Source organism: Aquipluma nitroreducens, from assembly GCF_009689585.1.
Taxonomy (GTDB): domain Bacteria; phylum Bacteroidota; class Bacteroidia; order Bacteroidales; family Prolixibacteraceae; genus Aquipluma; species Aquipluma nitroreducens.
In genome coordinates this window covers 2058954-2082064 of sequence record NZ_AP018694.1, presented here as the reverse complement: position 1 = coordinate 2082064, position 23111 = coordinate 2058954, and the positions used below count along the sequence as shown (strand labels likewise).

General features: G+C 42.3%; 15 protein-coding genes. 13 read left to right on the top strand and 2 right to left on the bottom strand.

What is annotated here, in order from left to right:
• The first annotated feature begins 15 nt into the window (after window positions 1-15).
• The 7 genes from AQPE_RS08690 to AQPE_RS08660 all read left to right on the top strand — a co-directional run bounded on the left by AQPE_RS08690 (window position 16) and on the right by AQPE_RS08660 (window position 8718).
• Window positions 16-2016 carry an acetyl/propionyl/methylcrotonyl-CoA carboxylase subunit alpha gene (locus AQPE_RS08690; protein WP_318350669.1) on the top strand — a complete coding sequence of 667 codons (2001 nt, stop codon included), beginning with the start codon at window positions 16-18 and terminating at the stop codon, window positions 2014-2016.
• A gap of 83 nt (window positions 2017-2099) precedes the next feature.
• Complete coding sequence (locus AQPE_RS08685; RefSeq protein ID WP_318350668.1) at window positions 2100-3254, top strand: acyl-CoA dehydrogenase family protein; 1155 nt, start codon at window positions 2100-2102, stop codon at window positions 3252-3254.
• A gap of 119 nt (window positions 3255-3373) precedes the next feature.
• Window positions 3374-4381: a beta/alpha barrel domain-containing protein gene (locus AQPE_RS08680; protein WP_318350667.1), complete on the top strand. Its 1008-nt coding sequence runs from the start codon at window positions 3374-3376 to the stop codon at window positions 4379-4381.
• Window positions 4374-5684 carry a hydroxymethylglutaryl-CoA reductase gene (locus AQPE_RS08675; RefSeq protein ID WP_318350666.1) on the top strand — a complete coding sequence of 437 codons (1311 nt, stop codon included), beginning with the start codon at window positions 4374-4376 and terminating at the stop codon, window positions 5682-5684. The genes AQPE_RS08680 and AQPE_RS08675 overlap by 8 nt, the downstream gene beginning before the upstream one ends.
• Window positions 5685-5761: 77 nt before the next feature.
• Window positions 5762-6679 carry a GYDIA family GHMP kinase gene (locus AQPE_RS08670; protein ID WP_318350665.1) on the top strand — a complete coding sequence of 306 codons (918 nt, stop codon included), beginning with the start codon at window positions 5762-5764 and terminating at the stop codon, window positions 6677-6679.
• Window positions 6676-7725, top strand: a complete 1050-nt coding sequence (locus AQPE_RS08665; RefSeq protein ID WP_318350664.1) for a diphosphomevalonate/mevalonate 3,5-bisphosphate decarboxylase family protein — start codon at window positions 6676-6678, stop codon at window positions 7723-7725. Before AQPE_RS08670 ends, AQPE_RS08665 begins: the two co-directional genes overlap by 4 nt.
• A 78-nt stretch (window positions 7726-7803) precedes the next feature.
• The gene (locus AQPE_RS08660) at window positions 7804-8718 is read left to right on the top strand and encodes a mevalonate kinase family protein (protein ID WP_318350663.1); all 915 of its coding nucleotides are present in this window, start codon (window positions 7804-7806) and stop codon (window positions 8716-8718) included.
• Window positions 8719-8772: 54 nt separating this feature from the next.
• Here the strand turns inward: AQPE_RS08660 and AQPE_RS08655 are convergent, their stop codons facing one another.
• Window positions 8773-10062: a PSP1 domain-containing protein gene (locus tag AQPE_RS08655; RefSeq protein WP_318350662.1), complete on the bottom strand. Its 1290-nt coding sequence runs from the start codon at window positions 10060-10062 to the stop codon at window positions 8773-8775.
• Between the two features lie 166 nt (window positions 10063-10228).
• Between AQPE_RS08655 and AQPE_RS08650 the strand changes: the two genes are divergently transcribed.
• Window positions 10229-11386, top strand: a complete 1158-nt coding sequence (locus tag AQPE_RS08650; protein ID WP_318350661.1) for a lipoprotein N-acyltransferase Lnb domain-containing protein — start codon at window positions 10229-10231, stop codon at window positions 11384-11386.
• Between the two features lie 123 nt (window positions 11387-11509).
• On the opposite strand, the gene AQPE_RS08645 is transcribed toward AQPE_RS08650, so the two are convergent.
• Window positions 11510-13459: a KUP/HAK/KT family potassium transporter gene (locus AQPE_RS08645; RefSeq protein ID WP_318350660.1), complete on the bottom strand. Its 1950-nt coding sequence runs from the start codon at window positions 13457-13459 to the stop codon at window positions 11510-11512.
• Between the two features lie 245 nt (window positions 13460-13704).
• Between AQPE_RS08645 and AQPE_RS08640 the strand changes: the two genes are divergently transcribed.
• The 5 genes from AQPE_RS08640 (at window position 13705) to AQPE_RS08620 (ending at window position 23083) form a co-directional block, all read left to right on the top strand.
• On the top strand, window positions 13705-14070 hold the full coding sequence (locus AQPE_RS08640) for an MmcQ/YjbR family DNA-binding protein (RefSeq protein WP_318350659.1): 366 nt from the start codon (window positions 13705-13707) through the stop codon (window positions 14068-14070).
• Window positions 14071-14094: 24 nt separating this feature from the next.
• The gene (locus AQPE_RS08635) at window positions 14095-14304 is read left to right on the top strand and encodes an RNA-binding S4 domain-containing protein (protein ID WP_318350658.1); all 210 of its coding nucleotides are present in this window, start codon (window positions 14095-14097) and stop codon (window positions 14302-14304) included.
• 374 nt (window positions 14305-14678) lie between these two features.
• Window positions 14679-21101, top strand: coding sequence for an Ig-like domain-containing protein (locus AQPE_RS08630; RefSeq protein ID WP_318350657.1), 6423 nt, complete (start codon window positions 14679-14681; stop codon window positions 21099-21101).
• 196 nt (window positions 21102-21297) lie between these two features.
• Window positions 21298-22194: a hypothetical protein gene (locus AQPE_RS08625; RefSeq protein ID WP_318350656.1), complete on the top strand. Its 897-nt coding sequence runs from the start codon at window positions 21298-21300 to the stop codon at window positions 22192-22194.
• Window positions 22195-22234: 40 nt separating this feature from the next.
• Window positions 22235-23083, top strand: coding sequence for a hypothetical protein (locus AQPE_RS08620; protein ID WP_318350655.1), 849 nt, complete (start codon window positions 22235-22237; stop codon window positions 23081-23083).
• Window positions 23084-23111: the final 28 nt, after the last annotated feature.

Here is a 23111-nt window from a genome sequence, read left to right as displayed (position 1 = left end):
TAATCAGTTTTAAGGATGAAGCAATTCGAAAAAATACTCATAGCTAATCGAGGAGAAATTGCTGTCCGGATTATTCGTGCGGCGCAAAAGAACGGCATTCGTTCGGTGGCTGTTTATGCGGCTGATGATGCAGATTCTTTGCACGTTTCGCTGGCCAATGAGGCGATTTTGCTTCCAGGAGTGACACTTGCTGAAACTTACCTGAATCAGGATAAAATTATTCAGACTGCCCTGGACCTAAAAGTTGAGGCCATTCATCCGGGCTATGGGTTTTTGTCTGAAAATGCTGTGTTTGCTCAAAAAGTTGCTGATGCCGGATTAGTTTTTATAGGCCCAACTCCTGAAAATATTCGCCTGATGGGCGAAAAGAACCGTGCGCTCGCTTATGTCGAATCGCTTGGACTTCCGATCCTGAAATCGTTCAGGGGAACAACAACTGAGATTCTGAAATATACTTCGGAAATGGATTTTCCGGTGATGGTAAAAGCGTCAGGGGGAGGAGGCGGAAAAGGTATGGTAATTTGCAATTCAGTTGAAGAATTACCTCCGGCTCTTGAAAAAGCCGAACGACAAGCCCACAGTTACTTCGGAAATGGAGAGCTGTTTGTTGAAAAATATTTACCGCGTGCACGGCACATCGAAGTGCAACTGATGGCTGATAACCATGGAAAAGTATTGCACTTTTTTGAGCGCGAATGTTCGGTGCAGCGCCGCTTTCAGAAGATTATTGAAGAAGCGCCATCACCTTCGGTTGATGAAAAACTAAGGGAAGAACTGACTTCGGCAGCAGTAGAAATTGCCCGATCAATGAGTTACCGCAACGCCGGAACCATCGAATTTTTGTTAGATGAAAGTGGAAAATTCTACTTTCTGGAAATGAATACCCGCATTCAGGTGGAGCATCCGGTTACCGAAATGATTACCAATACGGATTTGGTTTCGTTGCAATTACAGGTTGCTTTGGGAAATGAACTGTCACTAAAACAAGAAGATATTCAGATTTCCGGTCATGCTATCGAGGCCCGTTTGTGTGCCGAAGATGCCGGAAATAATTTTAATCCTTCAGCAGGAAAACTGGTACTGTGGCAAATTCCGGAGATGGTAAATTTGAGGAAAGAAACCTTTGTTGAGAGAGGAATAATCATTTCATCAAACTATGATTCTTTACTTGCAAAATTGATTGTTTGGGGCGAAACCCGTACAAAAGCGATTGCCCAAATGAACAAGGTTCTATCGCAAACCTACATTTCAGGAGTTCACACCAACCTTTCGTTTTTATCCGGATTGGTTGAAAGTGTAGTTGTTCAGGAAAACAAAATTTACACCCGATATGTAGATGAAAATTTGGATTTGATTAATTCCGGGCTTCAGGAGAAAAGACAGCAGTTAAACAAGCATAAATTAGTTATCGCTTATCTTGTTTTTCATTTTAAGCAGGATGAAAACTCAGTGAAGTCGGTTTGGAATCAGATCGGCTTCTGGCGAATGATGCCTTGGGTTGTGGTTTATGTGGATGATGAAAAATACGAATGTACGATCAGTTTTAATCCTGAGCGTCAGATTTTCAGGATAAATCAGGAAGAATATTTAACGAAAGTGGTTCTGATGAATGAAAATTTACTTGAATTGCTGATCAATCATGAGCTTAAATCTTTTTGTTTTCAGGAAGATGAGAAGCATACGAAGATTATTTCCGGAGGATTTGCATTTACATTACGAAGTAATTTGCTGCGAAACCAGGTTTTGTCGATGCGTAAAAATGAACTTGAACAAAAGATTTTTCAGAACCTTATTTGCGCCGATTTGTTTGGGAAGGTATTGAAATTAAATACAAGAGAGGGCGATGTGGTGCGCGCCGGACAGATTTTGCTGACTTTGGAGTCGATGAAGACCGAAATTCATGTGCTTTGTCAGGTAGATGCACGAGTGAAAAAGATTTTTGTGAAGGAAGGAAATGCCGTGGTTGAAAAGCAATTGTTGGTGGAGTTGGAAGAGATTAGTTTGCAGTCTCAGTGATCAGACAAATTAAATAACAGGTATTCAGTTCAAAATAGAGACGGTGGCTGAGCCTGTCGAAGCCGAAATTTGGAACTTAAAATATGAATGCATTATTACAAGAAAAACATCACCTGATCAGGGCGAAAGTCAGGCTGTTCGCAGAAGCGATTATCAAGCCGGTGATCGATGATTTTGATGAAAAAGAGATTTTCCCGATCGAATTGGTTCGCGAAATGGGCAAAATTGGCGTGTTGGGAATGACTGCTCCAGTGGAATTTGGCGGGTTGGGAAGTGATTACCTTTCGTATGTCATTGCTATTGAAGAGATGGCTCGTGTCGACAGTTCGATGGCTGCAACGCTTGCGGCGCACAACTCGCTTGGCGTTGGGCCGATTGTTGAGTTTGGCACGCAGGAACAGAAGGAAACCTTCCTTCCGGCATTTTGTACCGGCGAAAAACTCTGGGCTTTTGGCTTGACCGAAGAGAACGCGGGTTCGGATGCGCAAGGTGTTGAAACCACCGCTCAAATTTCAGGGAATGAGTTTATTGTGAACGGATCGAAAAAGTACATTACCAACGGAACTTCTGAGATTTCGGCTGGCATGACTACTCTGGCTCTTACCGGAGAAAATGATGGTCGTAAAGAATTCACTGCTATCCTGATCGAAAAGGAGCGCGAAGGTTTTATCCGCGAAACCATGAAAAGTAAGTTGGTGTGGCGGGCTGCCGATAACGGTATGCTCTATTTTAACAATTGCCGTGTACCGGTTAAAAATCAGTTGGGCGAACGTGGCTATGGCTTTAAAATTATGCTGAAAACGCTGGATTCAGGTCGCTTGTCGATCGCTGCCATTGGACTTGGATTGGCACAGGGAGCTTACGAAATGGCCAAAGCTTACGCCAAACAGCGGAAACAATTCGGCAAATCGTTGAGCGAATTTCAGGTCATTGCATTCAAATTGGCCGATATGGCTTTGAAAATTGAGAATGCCCGAAATAGTTTATACAATGCCTGTTGGCTGAAAGATAACGGCCATTCGTTTGGACAACAGGCGGCAATGGCCAAACTGTATTGTGCCGAAATTGCCCGTGAAATAGCCGACGAAGCGGTGCAAATTTTAGGCGGAGCCGGTTTATTCAAGAACCGCGAATGGCCAATCGAACGTTTCTACCGAGACCAGCGCTTGCTGCAAATTGGTGAAGGAACGTCCGAAATTCTGCGTATGGTGATTTCACGGAATATCCTGAAAGAGTAAAAAGATTGGAGTGAGCTAAAGTTTGGAGTGCCTAAAGTGCTATAATGCTAACCGGAAATTCCGTAATTTGCAAAAAGTTTTGGCATTCATAATTCATCATTCATAATTCATCATTTTTAATGGCTTCCGACCGCAAACTCGAACACATTCAACTGGCACTCGAATCGCAGACCAAACTTTCGGAGCAGGATCTTCGTTTCAATTACGAACCTTTACTGGCTGCCCATCCTGAAAATACGGACTTGAGCATCGATTTTCTTGGGAAAAAGTTGCAGGCTCCCATCTGGGTTTCGAGCATGACGGGCGGAACGGGCGTTGCCCGATCGATCAACGGAAATATTGCCCGTGCCTGTCGCGAATTTGGAATGGGAATGGGATTGGGATCGTGCCGCAAAATCCTGTTCAACAAAAACGATTGGGCCGACTTTGATTTTCGAAATGAAATCGGAGACCAGCCATTTTGGGCCAATCTGGGTGTGGCGCAGGTCGAAGAATTACTTGCTTCCAAAAATATTCAAGCCATTATTGATTTGGTTGGCGAATTGCGGGCCGATGGGTTGATTGTTCATGTCAATCCACTACAGGAATGGTTCCAGCCCGAAGGAAACCGCCTGAAACAATCGCCTTTGCAGACCATTCAGCAACTGTTGGATCAGATTTCGCTGAAGGTAATCGTGAAGGAAGTTGGGCAGGGTTTTGGCCCTGAAAGCTTGCGCGAATTGCTTGCTTTGCCGATTGAAGCCATTGAATTTGGCGCTTACGGAGGAACCAATTTTTCAAAACTGGAAATGTTGCGCGACGATCAGCAAAAGCTGGACGCCAGCTTGCCGTTTGCATTTGTGGGTCAGTCGGCGAGCCAAATGGTCGATTCGGTCAACCAAATCCTGAAGGAAAATCCAAATCCAGCTTGCCGGCAATTGATTATTTCCGGAGGTATCCAAAATGCTTTGGATGGCTATTACCTCACTTCCAAAAGCCAGCTTCCAGCCGTGTTTGGCATGGCATCTGCCGTTTTAAAACACGCATCAGAAAATTACGAATCGCTCCAAAACTTTCTCCAAAATCAAATTCAAGTACTGAGCCTGGCGAAAGCATATTTGAAAATTAATCCCGATTATCATGGATAACTCCATCATACAAGGGTTTTCGAAGTACAATAAACAAGAGCGCATTGATGCGCTGATTCAGAAATACGGCTTTGATTCAGATTTTCAGCACTGGTTAAAGTCCTGTGAAGTTTCTGATCAATCGGTTCAAAAAGTTATTGACGAGCTCAGTGAGAATCCCATTTCCTGTTTTCCTTTTCCGTTTTCCGTTGTCCCAAACTTTGTGGTGAATGGCAAAAACCTGTTTTTCCCTTTGGTTTCCGAAGAAAGTTCGGTGGTTGCTGCTTTGGCAAATGCAGCTGGCTTTTGGGCAAAGCGCGGAGGTTTTCATGCTGAAGTTTTGGGTACTGAAAAAAAAGGGCAGGTTCATTTTACATGGAATGGAAATCCGGAGTATTTACAATCACTTTTTCCTGAAATCCGATCAAAATTACTGACCGAAAGTGCTTTCCTGACGACAAAGATGGAAGAGCGCGGCGGTGGAATTACCGGGATTGAACTGAAATTGTTGCCACATATTTTGCCGAATTATTATCAGTTGGATGCTGGTTTTGAAACCTGTGATGCCATGGGAGCAAACTTCATCAACTCGTGTCTGGAGCAGTTTGGCAAAAGCCTTCAGGATTATTTTCTGACCAGCGAAAAGGTATCGACCAGCCAACGCGAATGCGAAATCATCATGGCAATTTTATCGAACTATACGCCTGAAAGTCGGGTGCGAGCTTGGGTAGAATGTTCGGTTGCTGATTTGCTCGATGGAAAAACAGAAGTGGAATGCCATCAGTTCGCCCGGAAGTTTGAGCAGGCGATTCGAATTTCACAGTTCGATGTTTCGCGGGCTGTAACCCACAACAAAGGGATTTTCAACGGTATCGATGCGCTTACGGTAGCAACCGGAAACGATTTTCGTGCCATTGAGGCTTGTGGCCATGCTTTTGCTGCAAGAAATGGTAATTATTCAGGGTTAACCGATGTGCAAATTCAGGATGGAAAATTCCGCTTTAGCATTGAACTGGCTTTGGCTGTTGGCGTGGTTGGTGGTGTAACTGCGGTTCATCCGCTGGCAAAACTCGCGATGCAGATTTTGGATAACCCTTCTGCTTCGGAATTAATGATGTATCTGGCTGTAGCCGGGTTAGCATCCAACTTTGGTGCAGTCAAAGCGCTGGTTTCAGTTGGAATTCAGCAAGGCCACATGAAAATGCATTTGAGTAATATCATGAACCAACTAAATATTCCTGAAGAAAGTCGGGCTGAAATACAACTCTATTTTCAGGATAAAACTGTGTCGTTTTCGGCAGTTGAAGCTTACTTGCAAAAGTAATTCAGCCACGAAGGCACAAAGTTGAAATATTTCTTTGTGCCTTCGTGCCCAATCTTTGTTCTAAAATCTGGTATCTATTGTCTATTCTTTCTACATATCACGCCAATGGCAAATTGCTTTTAACCGGTGAATATTTGGTTCTTCACGGGGCGAAGGCAATTGCGCTACCATTGAACGTTGGTCAGCAGTTGACTGTTTCTGAAACGAATACGCCTAAATCTCTTGTATGGCTGGCTCTTTACGATGGAAGGGCTTGGTTTTCATGCGAATTGAACCCAAATGATTTTTCGGTTATAAGTACGAGTCATCCGGAGAAGGCCGAATCGCTCAGCCAGATTTTTAAAACGATAAAAAGCCTGAATCCTGAATTTGCACCAAAATCTGGAACAAATTTCGAAACCATACTGGAATCTAATCCTGAGTGGGGTTTTGGCAGCAGCAGCACGCTGATTAGTTTGCTTTCGCAATGGACGGGAGTTGACCCTTTTGTCTTGAACGACTTGGTTTTTAAAGGTTCAGGTTTCGATATTGCCTGCGCCACAGCTGACGGACCGATTTTTTACACGCGCAGTAAACCGGTTGAGACTATTTCGTTGAATTATCCGTTTTCTGATCAATTGTTTCTGGTGTATTCCGGAATAAAGAAGAAAACGGCAACAGCGGTCAGTGATTTCTTAAAGGAGAGAAAAGTTTCGGCTCAGCAGATTGAAGAAGGATCGGCATTGGCAGGTGAATTTTCCCGGTGCGATGATCAGGATGAATTTAACCTTTTGATTCGGCAACACGAAAAGCTAATTAGCGATGTAACAGGGCGATTACCAATTAAACCCGAGTTCTTCGCTGATTTTAAAGGTGAAATTAAATCGCTCGGGGCTTGGGGTGGTGATTTTTTTCTGGCTTCAACCTCTTTGCCTTTTTCAGGGGTAAGACAATACTTTGAAAACAAAGGATTGAAGACAGTGTTTAAATGGGGTGATTTGATTTTGAAAAGATGACAGGAAATACAAAACATATTCATCGGAGTGGGTGGCGATGCCCGTCGAATATTGCTTTGGTGAAATACTGGGGCAAACGCGATTTCCAGAAACCGATGAACCCGTCGCTGAGTTTTGTGCTTCGCAATGCTTTTACCGAAACATCGGTGGAATTGCATAAAGATGGAGACAAAAAGGTGGCGTACTATTTTGAAGGAGTGGAAAGCCCGTTTGGCGAACGTATTGAAAACTACCTAAATCACGTTTCCAGTCAGTTTACGTGGATAAATAAATACAATTTTAGGATTCACAGTCACAATAGTTTTCCGCATTCGGCCGGAATTGCTTCGTCGGCTTCATCGTTTGGGGCGATGGCTTTGTGTTTAACCGAGTTGGATTTTATGCATTCAGGAAGGGAAACGGACAGTTTTGAGTTTTGGCAAAAGGCTTCGGAACTGGCGCGCATGGGTAGCGGAAGCGCTTGCCGCTCGGTGTATCCGGGCTTTTCGATATGGGGAGAAACTCAATTGTTTGAGTCAAGCAGCGACTACCATGCAATCCCGTTATTGGATGGCGTTCATCCGGTATTTTCAGGTCTTCGGGATGCCATCCTGATGGTTGATTCGGGAACGAAGGAAGTTTCCAGTTCGGTTGGCCACCGGTTGATGGACGACCACCACTATCAGCGTTCGCGCATTGCACAGGCGCACCAAAACATCAATGAACTTTATCTGGCTTTGCTCACCGGCGATCTGGAAAAATTCATTGCCGTGGTTGAAAACGAGGCGCTGAGTTTGCATGCGATGATGATGACTTCAAACCCGTCGTTTTTGTTGCTAAAACCAAACAGTCTGGAACTGATCAACAGGATTCGGCGCTTTCGCGAAAAATCGCAGATCCCGGTTTGTTTTACCATCGATGCCGGGCCAAACATTCATTTACTTTATTTTCAGGAGAATGAGCCAGAGGTGAAGGCTTTCATTGAAAGCGAATTGTTGGCTTTCTGCGAGAACGGAAAGTGGATTGATGACCGGATTGGCACAAGACCGGAAAGATTAAATAACTGATACGAGTTACGGGTTTCGTGTTACGAGTTGGGAAAAACCCGTAACGCGTATCTCGTAACCCGCAACAAAATATGAAATATGGAATTTGGAACTGCATTTAACTCAAAATTTCTTCTGTTTGGCGAATACGGACTGATTTACGATGCGATGGCTCTGTCAGTTCCGTTTCCAAAGTTTTCAGGTTATCTGGATTTTGACTTGGATCAGACTCATTTGGAAAGCGTTACTGAAATCAGGAAATTTTACGAGTATCTGAAATCGTTAGATACTGCTCATCCGTTGAATTATCCGTTCGATCTGGACAGGTTTGAAAGTGATCTTGATCAGGGACTGTTCTTTCATTCAAACATTCCACAGCAATATGGACTTGGCAGCTCAGGAGCATTGGTGGCGGCACTTTTTAGCCGTTATGCAGTAAATTCTGTTCCGAAAGAGGAACTCGCTCCTGAAATCTTAAAAGCTGATTTTTCGATACTTGAAAGCTATTTTCATGGGAAAAGCTCAGGTCTTGATCCGTTGATTTCGTTTCTGAATAAACCCATTTTAATCGACTCGAAAAAGCAAATTTGTCCGATTGAATTTGACATGGGCAAATCCGGATTGGCAATGGCTTTAATCGATACCAAAACTACCGGAGCAACAGGCCCTTTGGTTCAGCATTTTATCGATCTTTTTAACTTGCCGGAATTTGAACTGGCTTTCCAACAGCAGTTTATGCCGGCGAATAATGGCTGTATTGAGTCGTTACTTAGTGGGGATATGGAGAAATTCTTCTCTTACTTAGCGCAATTGGTCAAGTTTCAGGTCTATCATTTTCACGAGATGATTCCCGCTGGTTTTCATCGGGTAATTTCCTTCGCACACTGCGAGAAAGTGTACATCAAATTGCTGGGGTCGGGCGGTGGTGGTTATTTACTGGCTTTTGCCGAATCGCAGGATGTTCTCGATCAGTGGTCGAAGAAACGTGGAATTGAATTGTTGATGGTGGGTTGAAATTAGTGATCGGGTGACTTTAAGTCACCCGATCACTAAAATGCTTCTATTTTTTTACTCCTTTGGTGCTGTATTATCAGGTCTTGGGCCTTTGTTTACCTGCGGCCGATTGCGGTTCGGTCTTGGCCTGTTCCGATGTTGGCGATTTTCATTCGGCTTGTTCTCGCTTGTTCTGTTCTCACTGGCTTTATTCACCACTGGCCTATTTCCCTGGGGTTTGTTCTCCTGAGCCCTGACTTCCTGAACTTTTCCTTCCGGAGGTCGGTTTGGTCTCCGGTTTCGGTTGTTGCGGTTTTTCTTTACTACCGGTTTGTCGAAATACTTCTGATCCAATTCGCCAACATTCATCATATTTTCCTTCTTGGCTTCAGGCTCGTTGTATCCTTCGAACGATGGCTTTTGGCCACGCTTGTTCATGTTCAGGAATTTTTTGACATCTTCCAGATCGAGCACAAAAACCCGGCCTCCATCAGATTGTGAGTAGCTGTACCAAACTTTTTTCTGAAGAATATCGGTTTTGAAGTGGCGTGCCAATCCTTTGTCGGTTTCAATAGCCAATAATTCGTGCGGAAAATCTTCCAGAGCTTCGAGGTAATGATCGAGTTCGTAGGTCAGGCAGCATTTCAATTTGCCGCATCGACCTGCCATTTTTTCGGCATTGGGCGACAATCCCTGTTTGATGGCTGCATCCGAAGTTACACTCGAAAAGTCGGTTCTCCAGGTTGAGCAGCACAAAGCACGTCCGCATGAACCAATTCCGCCAATCCGGCCAGCTTCCTGACGGGCGCCAATTTGCTTCATCTCTATTTTGATGGCAAATTCTCTGGCGTACAGTTTAATCAACTCCCGGAAATCGACACGGTCGTCGGCAATGTAATAGAAAATAGCTTTGTTGTTATCGCCACGAAACTCCACATCGCCAATCTTCATGTTCAACTTCAGTTCGTTGGCCAATTGACGGGCACGAATCATCACTTTGTTTTCGCGGGCTTTGGCTTCTTCCCATTTAATTACATCGGTTGGGGTCGCTTTACGGTAAATCTTATTCCATTCGTAGCGTTCCGGTTTTTTTACTTTCCGTTTAAACTGAAGTTCGGCCAGCTTCCCTGTAAGCGAAACGGCTCCAACATCATGTCCTGGTGAACAGGAAACAACGACTAACTCGTCACGTTTCAGATGAATACCTTCTTCATTCAGAAAGAACTCTTTCCGGGTTCCTTTGAACCGTATTTCGACAATGTTCGATTCGTTTGTTGTATCAGGTATATCGTCGAGCCAATCATAAACGCCAAGCATGGCTGGTCTGTCAAGGTCATTATTTGTGTTGCATCCACTGCATCCCATATCTCTCTTTTTAAAACGAACGACAATATTATCAAATTTTGGGCAAACTTGCTATTTTTATTCTGTCTAAATAGCGAAACGGATAGAACTGCATTCAATTCCTAAATCAATCATTTCTGCATGATAAGCGCAAAACATCTATCTTTGAATCTTAAATTTTGGGATTATGCAAATTCGTTATTTTTTCCTGATCGTACTTTCATTGCTGATTTTTCAGTCCAAAGTTAGTGCACAACAACTAAGTCCGGAAGCAACGGTTAGTATTTTGACTTGCGATCCGGGTACCGATGTGGGCGAGTGGTATGGACACTCTGCCATTCGCATTGCCGATCCAACTTTGAATCTGGATGCTGTGTTCAATTACGGTCTTTTCAGTTTCGAGACACCAAATTTTATGTATCGCTTTGCCAAAGGCCAGACGGATTATGCCATGGGAGGAGAACGGTTTAAAAGCTGGTTGCCACAGTACGACGAAGAAAAGCGTAGTGTGTACGAACAGGTGCTCAACCTTACCACGGAAGGGAAGAACAAACTTTTTCAGGCATTGCTCGAAAATGCTAAACCCGAAAACCGGGTGTACCGATACAATTTCTTTATGGACAATTGTGCGACCCGTGTTCGCGACATGATTGAACGTAACGCCGGAGAGCCAATTCAATTTACCGATAACCATCCTACAGAAAGCTACCGTGACCTGATCAAAAAATTTCATCATTCGTTTCGTTGGTTCGATCTGGGCATCGACCTTTTGGTCGGCAAAAAGGCAGATCAGCCGGTTTCGGCATATGGTCAAATGTTTTTGCCCGATTACCTGAAAGATCAGTTTGCCAAAGCTGAAATTACGGTCGATGGAAAACCTCAACCGTTGGTTCTTGAAACCCGTACTTTACGTGAATATCCGAATTCTAAACTCAATTCTGATTGGCCTTGGCCTGCTATCGTTTTCGGTATTTTGTTCCTGATTATTGCTGCATTTTCGGTTCGTAGCTTTCTTCAGAAAAAGAGAATTGACTGGCTGGATTATTGGTTGCTTGGATTGAGCGGGTTTGCCGGACTAATCATTGGCTGGTTCACTTTATATTCGGAGCATCCGGCGATGAGCCCGAATTACAATTTGTTGTGGGCATTTCCGCTGAACCTGTTTTTTGCCGGATTGTGGGCTGTTAAGAAATGGAGACCCCAGGCACGCTACTATTTCTGGCTATCCGGAGCTCTATTAATTCTTTCGTTTGTGGCTGGGCAACAATTTAATCCGGCAGTTTACTTTTTGATTTTGATTTTGTTGGTTCGGGTTGTAGTGAATCTGATTCCGGAGAAAAAGTAGTCTTTTTGATGCCCGTCAGCTAAAGCAGACGGCAAAGAATATCTAACATTGACGAGAATTTTCTCTCATATAGATTGGCTATCCTTTGCCGTTCACTGAATTGAACGGACATGTGCAAACAAATTACTCTACCCGTTGTATTTTGCGGTTCAGCGGACGCTCTACTGAAATTGGAACTTTTTCTTCAATCACACTGCTCGAATCCAATCCAAGAGCCTTTACATCGTTGATGCTGAACAGTCTGGCGAATGCATGCAGTCCCATTATCATGGTTTCCCATGGAGATAATTTGTAATCCTGAGTCATGACCCGATCGAGATTTACAAAAAGAAAGTCGGCTGGGAAATGATGCTTTTTTAGTGATTCGTATGAACTGTTTAGTTTTATTTCGCCACTGGCAACCAAGTCTTTCAGTACTTCTTTAAAATATAGATTAATTCGCGGTTCGATCTTAAATCCAAGATGAAAATCGATCCGAATCAATGTGCCGGGAATAAACTGGTTAACTTCATAGCTAAAAGTATCGGGTTCGCCAACTGTGTCAACATGAAGTAACCAGTAGGTTTGAGCACGTTTGGGCTGTTTATTGAAGATCGAATACATGATTTTGGATTCGATCTGGTGAAGTTCGTTGGCCTTGATGATGTAAACCAGGTTGGTAGCTATTTGTGGAATTGTTTTATCCTTGCTTAAATCTTCGAATAAATGCAGGTATTTATTGATGTTTGAGAAACTGATGTGTCGGTTCTTGATCCTGCGCCCGAAAAACCATCCGAGCATGATGAGCAAAAAGGCACAAGCTAAAGCAATTGAAAACCATCCGCCATTGGCGAATTTATGCAGATTGGCGATCAGAAATGAAGTCTCGATTGAGCCAAAAAGAACCCCAAGTATGATTAAAAAAGTAAAATGGACATTTTTTTGGTAGAGGTAATGAAGCAATAGCAACGAAGTCATCATCATGGTGATGGTAATTGACAATCCATATGCTGCTTCCATATTCGATGACTCCTGAAAGAACAGAACAACAAAACAAACCGAGACCCACAACAGCCAGTTAACAAAAGGAATATAAACCTGACCCTTGATTGTTGTTGGGTGCAATACTTTTATTTTAGGCCAGAAATTCATAGAAACGGCCTCGCTGATGAGCGTATACGATCCGGTGATCAAAGCCTGACTGGCAATTACCGCAGCAGCAGTCGAGATGAGTATTCCGGGGAAAAGAAACCAACTGGGCATGATGGAGTAAAACGGATTCAAATCTTCGACCGGTTGTGGATGGTTCATCAACCACGCTCCTTGCCCAAAATAGTTGAGCAATAATGCAAGTTTTACAAAGATCCACGAAATCCGGATGTTTTTGATTCCGCAATGACCCAGATCAGAATACAATGCCTCGGCTCCGGTGGTACACAGAAACACCGCTCCAAGCAGAATAAATCCCTTCGGATATTGGGTCAGAAAATTGAATGCATAAACAGGGTTCACTGCATTCAGAATTTCAGGATAAGTGATGATTTGAGTAAATCCAAGTACGGCAAGCATTCCGAACCAAATGACCATGATTGGGCCAAACGATTTTCCGATAAATTTTGTGCCGAATTGCTGGACAAAGAACAATGCTGAAATAATGAAAAGAACGACTGGTATGACCGGAATCTGTGGGTTTATCATTCGCAACCCTTCGATCGACGACGAAACCGTAATGGATGGAGTAATTACACCGTCGGCCAGCAGAGCGCTCCCGCCAATCATGGTTAAAGTTGCGGCCCAAGTCGACTTTTTCTTCATCAGGGCAAACAAGGCAAAAATTCCACCTTCACCGTGGTTGTCGGCGCGCAAGGTGATGATGACATATTTAAGAGTAGTCTGAAGGGTCAGGGTCCAAAACACCAACGATAAAGCTCCATAAACCAGAAGTTGGTCAAATTTATCGGCACCAGAAATGATTGCTTTTACTACATACAGTGGACTGGTTCCGATGTCACCAAAAACAATTCCCATGGTGATTAACAGCCCTGCAAATGTAACTTTGCTTAATTGTGAATGATGATTCTTCGTCTCCGGCATGCCAACGATTTATTTTTTTAGGAAATTGACATCAAAGGTACATAAAGGTAATATTGGTTATACTCTTTGGCGTAATATCGACACTGAATTTTATAATTTATTAAGAATGATGGGTTGAATATTTTAAATACAAATGACTTAGGCTCGAAAATCGAATCAAGACGCTGTGATCTTAAATTTGACTTTTACAACTTCTAAGCCGTATTGTTCCAATTTGTATATTTGACGGTTGTAAATTCGAATCGATGAACATTGAAGAACTGAGGGAATATTGTGTTTCGAAACCCGGAGTTAGCGAAGAATTTCCGTTCGATGAAGCGACGTTAGTTTTTAAAGTCATGGGTAAGATGTTTGCATTAACCAATCTGGATGGTGATTGGTCTCTTGCATTAAAGTGTGATCCAGATCGGGCAATCGAACTCCGGGAACAGTATCCGGCTATTCAACCCGGTTTCCACATGAGCAAGGTACACTGGAACACCGTGGCGATAGACGGTTCTCTCCATTCAAAGCTGATTCTGGAAATGATCGACCACTCGTACGATTTGGTTGTTGCCAAGTTACCGGGAAAGACAAAACTGGAGTTGGCAATTTTGAAAAACAAACTGTAATTTCATTAACCTGAAAACAAATTGATGGAAACTTACGAATTAAAAGGTGAAGAATACATTGAACTGATCAAATTACTAAAAACAATGCGGATTAGTGAATCGGGTGGACAAGCTAAGCTGATGGTTGAAGACGGGATTGTTTTCCGGAATGGGGAACCTGAATTTCGGAAACGTGCCAAATTAAGGGCGGGTGATTTGATCGAGGTATTTGAATATAAAATCCACATCAAGTAAAAAATAAATAGATAAAGATCTGTAAGTCCTTTATTCTCGGGAGCTTTCTGTATATTTGACCATATTCTGGATCATTGAAAACATAGGTTTGATACCTTTACTTGGCACTTTGCTAGTTTCTCCTATGCTGGTAAAAATATAAAACTATTTTTACCAGCATAGGATTTTTACTTGGTGCGCATGGGGGGATTTTACGTCAGTTGTTTTTCTAAAAGTTGGATTGCTTTTATTGACCAAAATATGTATTGGTTAATTACGCAAACGGATTTGCATTTTTATTTTTTCAGAAATACTTCGAAATTCTTTTTAAATTTCTTCGCGATCATTGTTGCTGCATTTTCGGCTTTGGGTATCCACTTAAAACCCCAAAGCGTATGAGAAGAAATTTACTTCTTTCCAAAAAAATAGGGGTTTACCTGATTTTGCTGGTAGCGCTGTTGGTGGGGGCTGGTAGCGTGAATGGGGCAACAATAATATCAGTACGTAGCGGAAATTGGAATGCAACTAATACTTGGAATAGTGGAGTTGTGCCTACATCTACGGATATAGTCATTATTAGAGGTGGCTATACAGTGACGGTGAATGTAACAAATGCAACTTGTTCAACTCTTCAAATTGGAGGTGATCCGACTAACGGGAACAATTACGGCACTCTTGCATTTGCTACGACAGGATCTCCAAAACTTATCGTAATTGGAAATGTTCAAGTCGGTGGAAATGGACAAACAGCTAGAACTGGGACTATTACCTTTCAAAGTGGGGCAACACTTGATGCCGCAAGCGTTACCCTTGGGAGTAATCAGGCTAAGCCTGCTGCTGGAATAATTACGATGACAAATGGCGGAACACTTAGAACTGGCAGTTTGGAGGTCAATACAGTTACTGGTAATACTTGGACATATGGTACTGGAACAGTTGTTTTGGATACAGATAATACCTTACCTGCCACAATATTTACAACATTTTATAATTTAACCACCATTAGCGGAACCACAACTACCGGAGCGAACCTGACTATTAACGGAAATTTAAATGTTAGTGACGGAAGTACCTTTACTTTGGCCGGCGCAAATCGTTTAACCGTAGCAGGAACCACCACCGTGGGTGGTGGCACAAGTGGAACCCTTAATATTAGTGGATGGAGTACAACTGAAATATTTACGGGACTTGTTACAATTAAATCAGGAGGTACATGGAATAACTCTGCCAATCTTCCGGTAAATTTCAGAGGAGGTATTACCAATAATGGAACATTTTCTGTGGGTACTGGTCCTCAAACATTTGATACAAATGCGCAAGCACTTACAGGAAACATAAATATGACCGGTGCAGCTGTTACTGTTACCGGAATTAATCTCACCAACAATGGAACTTTAACGCTGAATTCAAATTTTTCAGGTACGGGAACTTTAACCAATGCTTCTACGGGTACGATTAATAGTACTGCTGGCTTAACAATTTCGAACTTGACAAATCAAGGAACTTTAAATGCAAGCAGTAACAACTTAACCCCTAATACATTAGTAAACACAAGTACTGGAATTCTAAATATTAGCGGAACAACTTACACGAATCCTACAACTTTGACAAATCAAGGTACAATTAACCTAACTTCAACTGGGACTATTGGTACACCAACTGCAAGTTTCACCAATACAGGTACAATTAACCTGAATGGAACAGGATATATTACAGGAATTACCAACAATGCAGGAAGTACAGCTAATTTTGAAAATACATCACAAACTATTGGTACGTTTAATAATGCAACAACAACCAGCACATTGAATGTCAATGCTCTGGTTGCCGATAATAGTTTTATTAATATCCTCACAGCAGCCGTGTCTGGTAATACCGTAACGTATGGTGGAGTAGGAAATCAAACGATCAAGAATACAACTTACAGTAATCTGAAATTGTTGGGAAGTGGAACAAAAACTGCCGGTGGGGCAATTGCTGTCAACGGAACAACTGCAATAAATGGGGTTACATTTAACTCTGGTGGTTTTAGTTCGTCTTTAGGTATTCTTACAATGGGTTCAAGTTCAACGATTGCTTTGGGCGCAGGACTCCATACAATTACGATTGCCAATAGCAGTTCGGCTTCATGGACAGGGACATTATCAATCACTGGATGGACAGGAACGGCAGGCTCATCCGGTACTGAAGGGAAAATAGTTGTAGGGGTTGGTGGATTAACTGCCGCACAGTTAGTTAATGTTAGTTTTTCAGGATACACCACTGGGGCACAGATCCTAGCATCAGGCGAACTCGTACCTAAGGTATCTGCACCGGCTTTGGCAATTTCAGGCACAACTAATCATGGTTCTGCCTGTGTTGGAACAGCTGCAGCAACAATACAATATACAATTACCAATACAGGCTCATCAACTGCCAGTGGGGTCACGGTTAATTCCAATGATGCGCAGTTTGTGGTAAGTAACCTATCATCAACAACAATTGCCGGCGGTGGCAACGCAACATGTGATGTAACTTTTACACCTAATGCTATTGGTCCTCAAAGTGCTACCATCACGGTCGCAAGTACAACTGCTGGTAGCAACTCACCGACTAATTCATTAACTGGAACTGGAAACCCTTTACCAATAGCTGCTGTCACCCCCAGTCCTGTCGATGGTGTATCAGATGTTTGTTATTCTGGCGTGGGAGCCGTAAATTCTGCTTCCTGGGCGGCTGTATCAGGAGCTACCTCTTACGACGTTTATTTTGGCGCAGGAAGTTTGCCCGGTTCGGTTACATCAAATGTTCCCACAAATTCATTTACAACAGGCGCATTGTCGGCTAACACAACTTATTATTGGAAAGTAGTACCTAAAAATGCGTGTGGAGATGCGACAGGCGCAAGTACATGGACATTTACCACAGCCAGTTCGGCCTGCCTTAGTTATTGTGCTATCTCAGCCACTAATTCAAGACCTATTACTCGGGTAATATTTGATGGCATCAATAATACAAGCTCTAATGTAAACACAGTAACCTCATCTTATGAGGATTTTACTTCAATCACAGCAAATGTGCAAGTTGGACAAATATACAGCATGACAGTTGAAGGTAATACATGGGGAATTTCAAGTAATAACAATACGTATTATTATTCCGTCTATTTTGACTGGAACCAGAACGGCAGTTTTTCTGATGCCGGTGAATCATTCCAAGTTGGTACGCTCAATAGTTCCACTGGGGTTGATGGACAACAAACCACAGCAAATATTGCTATTCCAATCTCAGCACCTTTAGGTAATACAAGGATGCGCGTTATAGGTCAGTTTGGAGGATACAACACGAATTTCTGTGCGATTTCAGATGGAACAAATTCATATGGACAGGCAGAAGATTATACATTAAATATTATGTCAGCCTGTGTAACAGCGCCTGTTGCGGTTTGTAAGGATATTACTGTTGATTTGGATGCTAGTGGAAATGTTATAATATCTGGTAATCAAGTGAATAACGGCAGTACCTCACCTTGTGGAAATACCTTGTCATACACTGTTTCTCCAAGTAATTTCACTTGCGCAAATTTGGGAAGCAACACTGTTACCCTTACGGTAAAAGATGATGGCAACTCTAAAACCGCTACCTGCACAGCCACTGTGACAGTCAGGGATGTTACTTTACCAACCATCGCCGACTGTCCGGCAAACATAAATATAGAAGTACCCTTTGGCAATTCTGGTGCAAATGTGTACTGGACTGCACCCACTGTTACGGACAATTGCGGGGTAACAACCTTTACCAGTAGTCATACTTCGGGTGATTTTTTTAATTTAGGTTCAACAACTGTAACTTATACTGCTAAAGACAATTCGTTAAATACGGCGGCCTGCTCCTTTACGGTTACAGTTACAATGGCCGATTGTAATCCAATGGGGATTAATGCAAGTGGACAGGTCGATTGGATTTCGAAGGTGGATATAGGAAGCTTTTCCAAGACTTCAGGAGCTTCAAATTATTCGGATTACACCTCCGATGTTATTAACCTGGATGGGAATACAAATCAAACGGTTACGCTGACACCTGGTGTTCCTGCTTCGGGCTTTGTTGAGTATTGGAAAGTGTGGATTGATCTTAATAAGGATGGCGATTATTTAGACCCAGGAGAAGAATTGTATAATGGAAATTCTGTGAGTGCATTAACAAGCTCATTTACAATACCTGATGTAACTGTAAATACAACGATGCGAGTTGCAATGAAAGGTATTCATACCGATGATTTAACAGTTCCTGGTGGAAATGTTTCTTCTCAATATACAGATTGGCCTAATGGTGAGGATATTACTAAGCTGGTTGATAATGTAGTTAATCAATCAAACCTATCAAAATATTTGACTTTTCATGCATCAGGGTGGGTTCAGTATCAATTTCCACTTGGGGAAAAATATACTGTAACAAAATACTCAATGACTTCTGCAAATGATTTTCCTGAACGTGATCCTTTGACTTGGAACCTACAAGGTTCAAATGATGGTTCTAGTTGGTTTACAATTGATTCGAGATCTAATGAGGATTTTCCAACCAGATGGTTGAAAAAGGAATATACATTTACGAATAACATCGCATACGGATATTACCGGTTAAACATGACCAATAATTCAGGTACAATTCTACAATTAGGAGAATGGGAACTATTTGAGATTGACGACACACCTTATCCAGAACCATGTGAAACTTTCTCCTTTGGGGAAGTTGAGGATTATACGGTTAATATTGCCCCGGCCTGTGTAGATGGAACCTTGAGTTTAACTTCTAATACGGGAACCGACGCTCAAACAGTTTGTATTAATACGCTCATTACCTCTATAACTTATGCAGTTGGCGGCGGCGCTAGCGGAGCGACAGTAACCGGCTTACCCTCCGGAGTGACATCTTCATTTAATGCAGGTATAGTTACCATAAGTGGCAGCCCAGGAGCCAATAGTACCTATAGAATTACAACTTCAGGTACGATAAGTCCTTGCGCAGAGGCAAGTATTACAGGTTCCATTACGGTGAATCCGTTGCCATCTGTAAGTTCAGCAACAGTATCCCCATCATCGGTTTGTGGGGCAGGTCAGGTTACTTTTTCAGCAACAGCAAGCTCCGGATCAATAAAATGGTACGATGCTTTAACCGGTGGGAATGAGATTTCTGTACTTAATCCAACAATTAGTTCAAATACCACCTATTATGCGGAAGCGATAAGCCCTCAAGGATGTATATCTGCAGCCCGCACGGGGGTAACAGCAACTGTCAAGGCTTTACCGACGGTAAGTTCAGCAACAGTATCCCCATCATCGGTTTGTGGGGCAGCCCAGGTTACTTTTTCAGCAACAGCAAGCTCCGGATCAATAAAATGGTATGATGCTTTAACCGGTGGAAATGAGATTTCTTTACTTAATCCAACAATTAGTTCAAATACCACCTATTATGCGGAAGCGATAAGCCCTCAGGGATGTATATCTGCAGCCCGCACCGGGGTAACAGCAACTGTGAATACAGCATCAATTATAATTTTGACTAGTGGGATGCAAAATCCGACCATATGTTCGGGCACTGCAATCTCCACAACAGTTTATACCTTTGGTGGCAGTGCCACAAGCGCTAGTGTATCAGGCTTGCCCAATGGGCTGGCTTATTCTGTAAATACGACTAACAAGACCGTAACCATCAGTGGTACGCCAACAGCAACTGGAACTTATACCATAACCACGGGCGGTCATACATCACCTTGCATTGCCTCTTCAATTAGTGGAACGGTGACAGTAAATTCTGTCCTTTCGGTGTCTGCCGACCCTACAGATATTACTTGTATTGGTAATAGTAATGGTATAATTACAGCTACAGGAAGTGGGGGCCAATCGCCTTATCAATTTAAACTTAACTCAGGCACCTATGCGAGTTCAAATACCTTTAGCGGCCTTGCACCCGATAATTATATAGTTTGGGTAAAGGATGCCATTGGCTGTGAGGGCTCAACGACAGTCAATGTAATTCAGGTTGTATCTCCAATCGACATTCAAACCCCAGGTGACAATTCTTGGATAGGTTACGTCTATGATGGGATAAGCTTCAACACATATGCCGGATATCTTTTACAGCCAGAATCATTCAGCACAAATTTTGGAGGCGATAACGATGCTACCTGCATTCCTTTATTTTCAAATGGCATACAGGATCGATCAATCTTAAGCGCTACTTTTTCTGCGCGTTTCCTGATGAATTCTAATAAAACCGGATTGTATCTGGTCGATTTAAATAGCGATGATGGCATCCGTTTGTCGCTCGATGGTAATATCATTTTTAGTGACTGGACAAATCATGCACCAAGGTTAGCTTCCGATGTTCTGGTTCCTTTAAGTAGTTCAAATTTATTGGCGCTTGAATATTATGAAAACACTGGTCAGAATCAAGTTGCCTATAATAACATTCGGGAAATTCAAAATAATCTGACTGATTACATTGATCAAACAATTTGTGAAGGTGACCCACTTACTGCAATTAACGGAACGCTAAAGTTGGACAATGGTAATTCTCTGCCAACTGGTATAACGCCATCCTATAAATGGTATTATCAAAAGAACCCATCAACACAATGGGTGGAAATTTCGGGAGCAAATGGAGATTCTTATACGCCATCAAATTCCATTTTCGAAGCAGGCACATATAAAGTCAAACGAGTAGTTACAATAACAAGCTCCAATAATTCGGGGGCTGCTGGCACTGTAACTGGGAGGATTGAATCGAACGAGGCCACCATAAATGTAAACGCAAAACCAATACCAGGAAGATTTTATTAAGATACAAGAAAACAAAATAATCATAAAAGATGAAGCAACAAACTATTTTGACCTCTACAAACTCACCGCCTGGCGGTGATGATCCTTGACATACATTGTCGAGACGTAATTCATTTTGTCTTTACAAATCAACATATATTCAGAATTTTCAATTAAAAAAACAAATAAAAAACGTAAATCTTAAAATTTCAATGTTATGAAAAAGCTATTCTATTCGTTCTTAATGTTGGTCACGTTGGTAATCGTGGCTGGAAGTGCTAAGGGGCAAGTAAATTCAACTGTAATACAAGGCGGTACATACACATACACTTTAAAAGGTATTGTTGTAAACACTGCAGGTACTGCGACAATTGATTTTGACGGTGATGCTGCTGAAGTTATTGCCGTTACTGCAGGGTTTTCAGGTACAGATAAAACAAATTTAATAGCGAAGGCCGGTAGTTATGATGCTACTTTTACAGTGCATTATAGTACCAGTGCTACAGTTGGGGCAACGGGAAATCTTATTGTAACAATAAAGGATGGCTCTAGTAATGGCTGTACCAATACCATTAAACTTAATGTTACCGTTTTGGCTGCCCCAACTATTAATTTGGCTATTGCCGCAGATAAAGGTCCACAATACTGCCAGACTATTGCAAATACAACAGATAATACTGCAGCTTCCAAAGATCAAAACAATACAATTAAATTTACTGTAACTCCAACATTCGAAAATATAAATGTATCTGGCACTTCATTCCTCTGGAGTTATACATTAAAGTTACCGAATCCAAGTGGCCTTTTAGGTACAACAGCAGGTGCATTTAAAGTTACGAAGGGAGGAAACGACATTACAAGCGACGTTATTGCAACTGGAGGGCTACAGGTGGTGGATCTGGCTTCCTCTGTAACTTCTGAGGAATTTACCGTAACATTCTACACAACTTCAGGTATTGCAGCACAAAACCTCGAAGGCACAGTATCTAACGTTTCTGTGAGAGAAGATAGGACCGGTGGCACAACATATAATGAAAATACAACAATCAACGGGTCGGATAACTCGGCTACAGTGACAGTTAACGCCCTTCCTTCAATTGGAAGTTTCCAATAACAATATATTGATGTACCAATTTAAACATATCATCATACTAATGCTGTTAGCTGTCGGATTTAGTCCGACAGCTAATGCACAGAGTGCGACTCGGCAGCCTTATGAGGGTGCTTTGCAAACATATACCTGTAACGGTATAAGCGCTGGAGCCTTGTACAATTTTTACATTACCGCCAATGCCGACGGTAGTGGATACTATGATGATGGTTTGACTGGTGAATTTGATATTATCAATGCAAAAGGGAAAGTGGGGGTAGACGGATTAGCATCCACGAAAATTCAATGGAATTCGGGAGCTTCGGCGCATATTTATTATGTGTGGCTGGAGGCAACAGATAATGGTGGATGTACTAATCGAATTAATATTCAAATTACACCACAAATCAACAAATTCGACTTATTGTCGGAGAATATTCCGGTTGACAATACCATGAGTTGTCCGGCGGTGGCCTCAACCGATGGGTTTAACCCTTTGGCTTCGGCATATGATGCCGGTACCACTACTCTGAAATTTATAGTTCGGAGGTTAAATGGTACCGATAACAAACAAACAGCGCTGGCAGGAGATACCTATGATTGGTCGTTTCAACCTGTTTTATCAGTCAATCCGGCTTATAATACAGGTATTTCAATTGTATCAATTGTAGGAGTTAATTCAGGTAAGCTGACTTCCGATGTAAATAACCTTTACTTAGTTAAAGGTACCGACAGCGAAGTAACGGTTACGGTTGCGGTCAAGAACGTGCCTGGAGTTTCGCAGGATGTAAAACTATCAATCAAAAATCAGAGTGAAAGTCGCAGTAATCTGCTTGATAGTAATTCTTCGAATGATTCAGTTCAGCACCGGATTGAAGTTTTACCGGTTATAGACAGTTTACAAGGGGTATAAAGTCCTCGTCCAAAAAAAACTTTGAAAA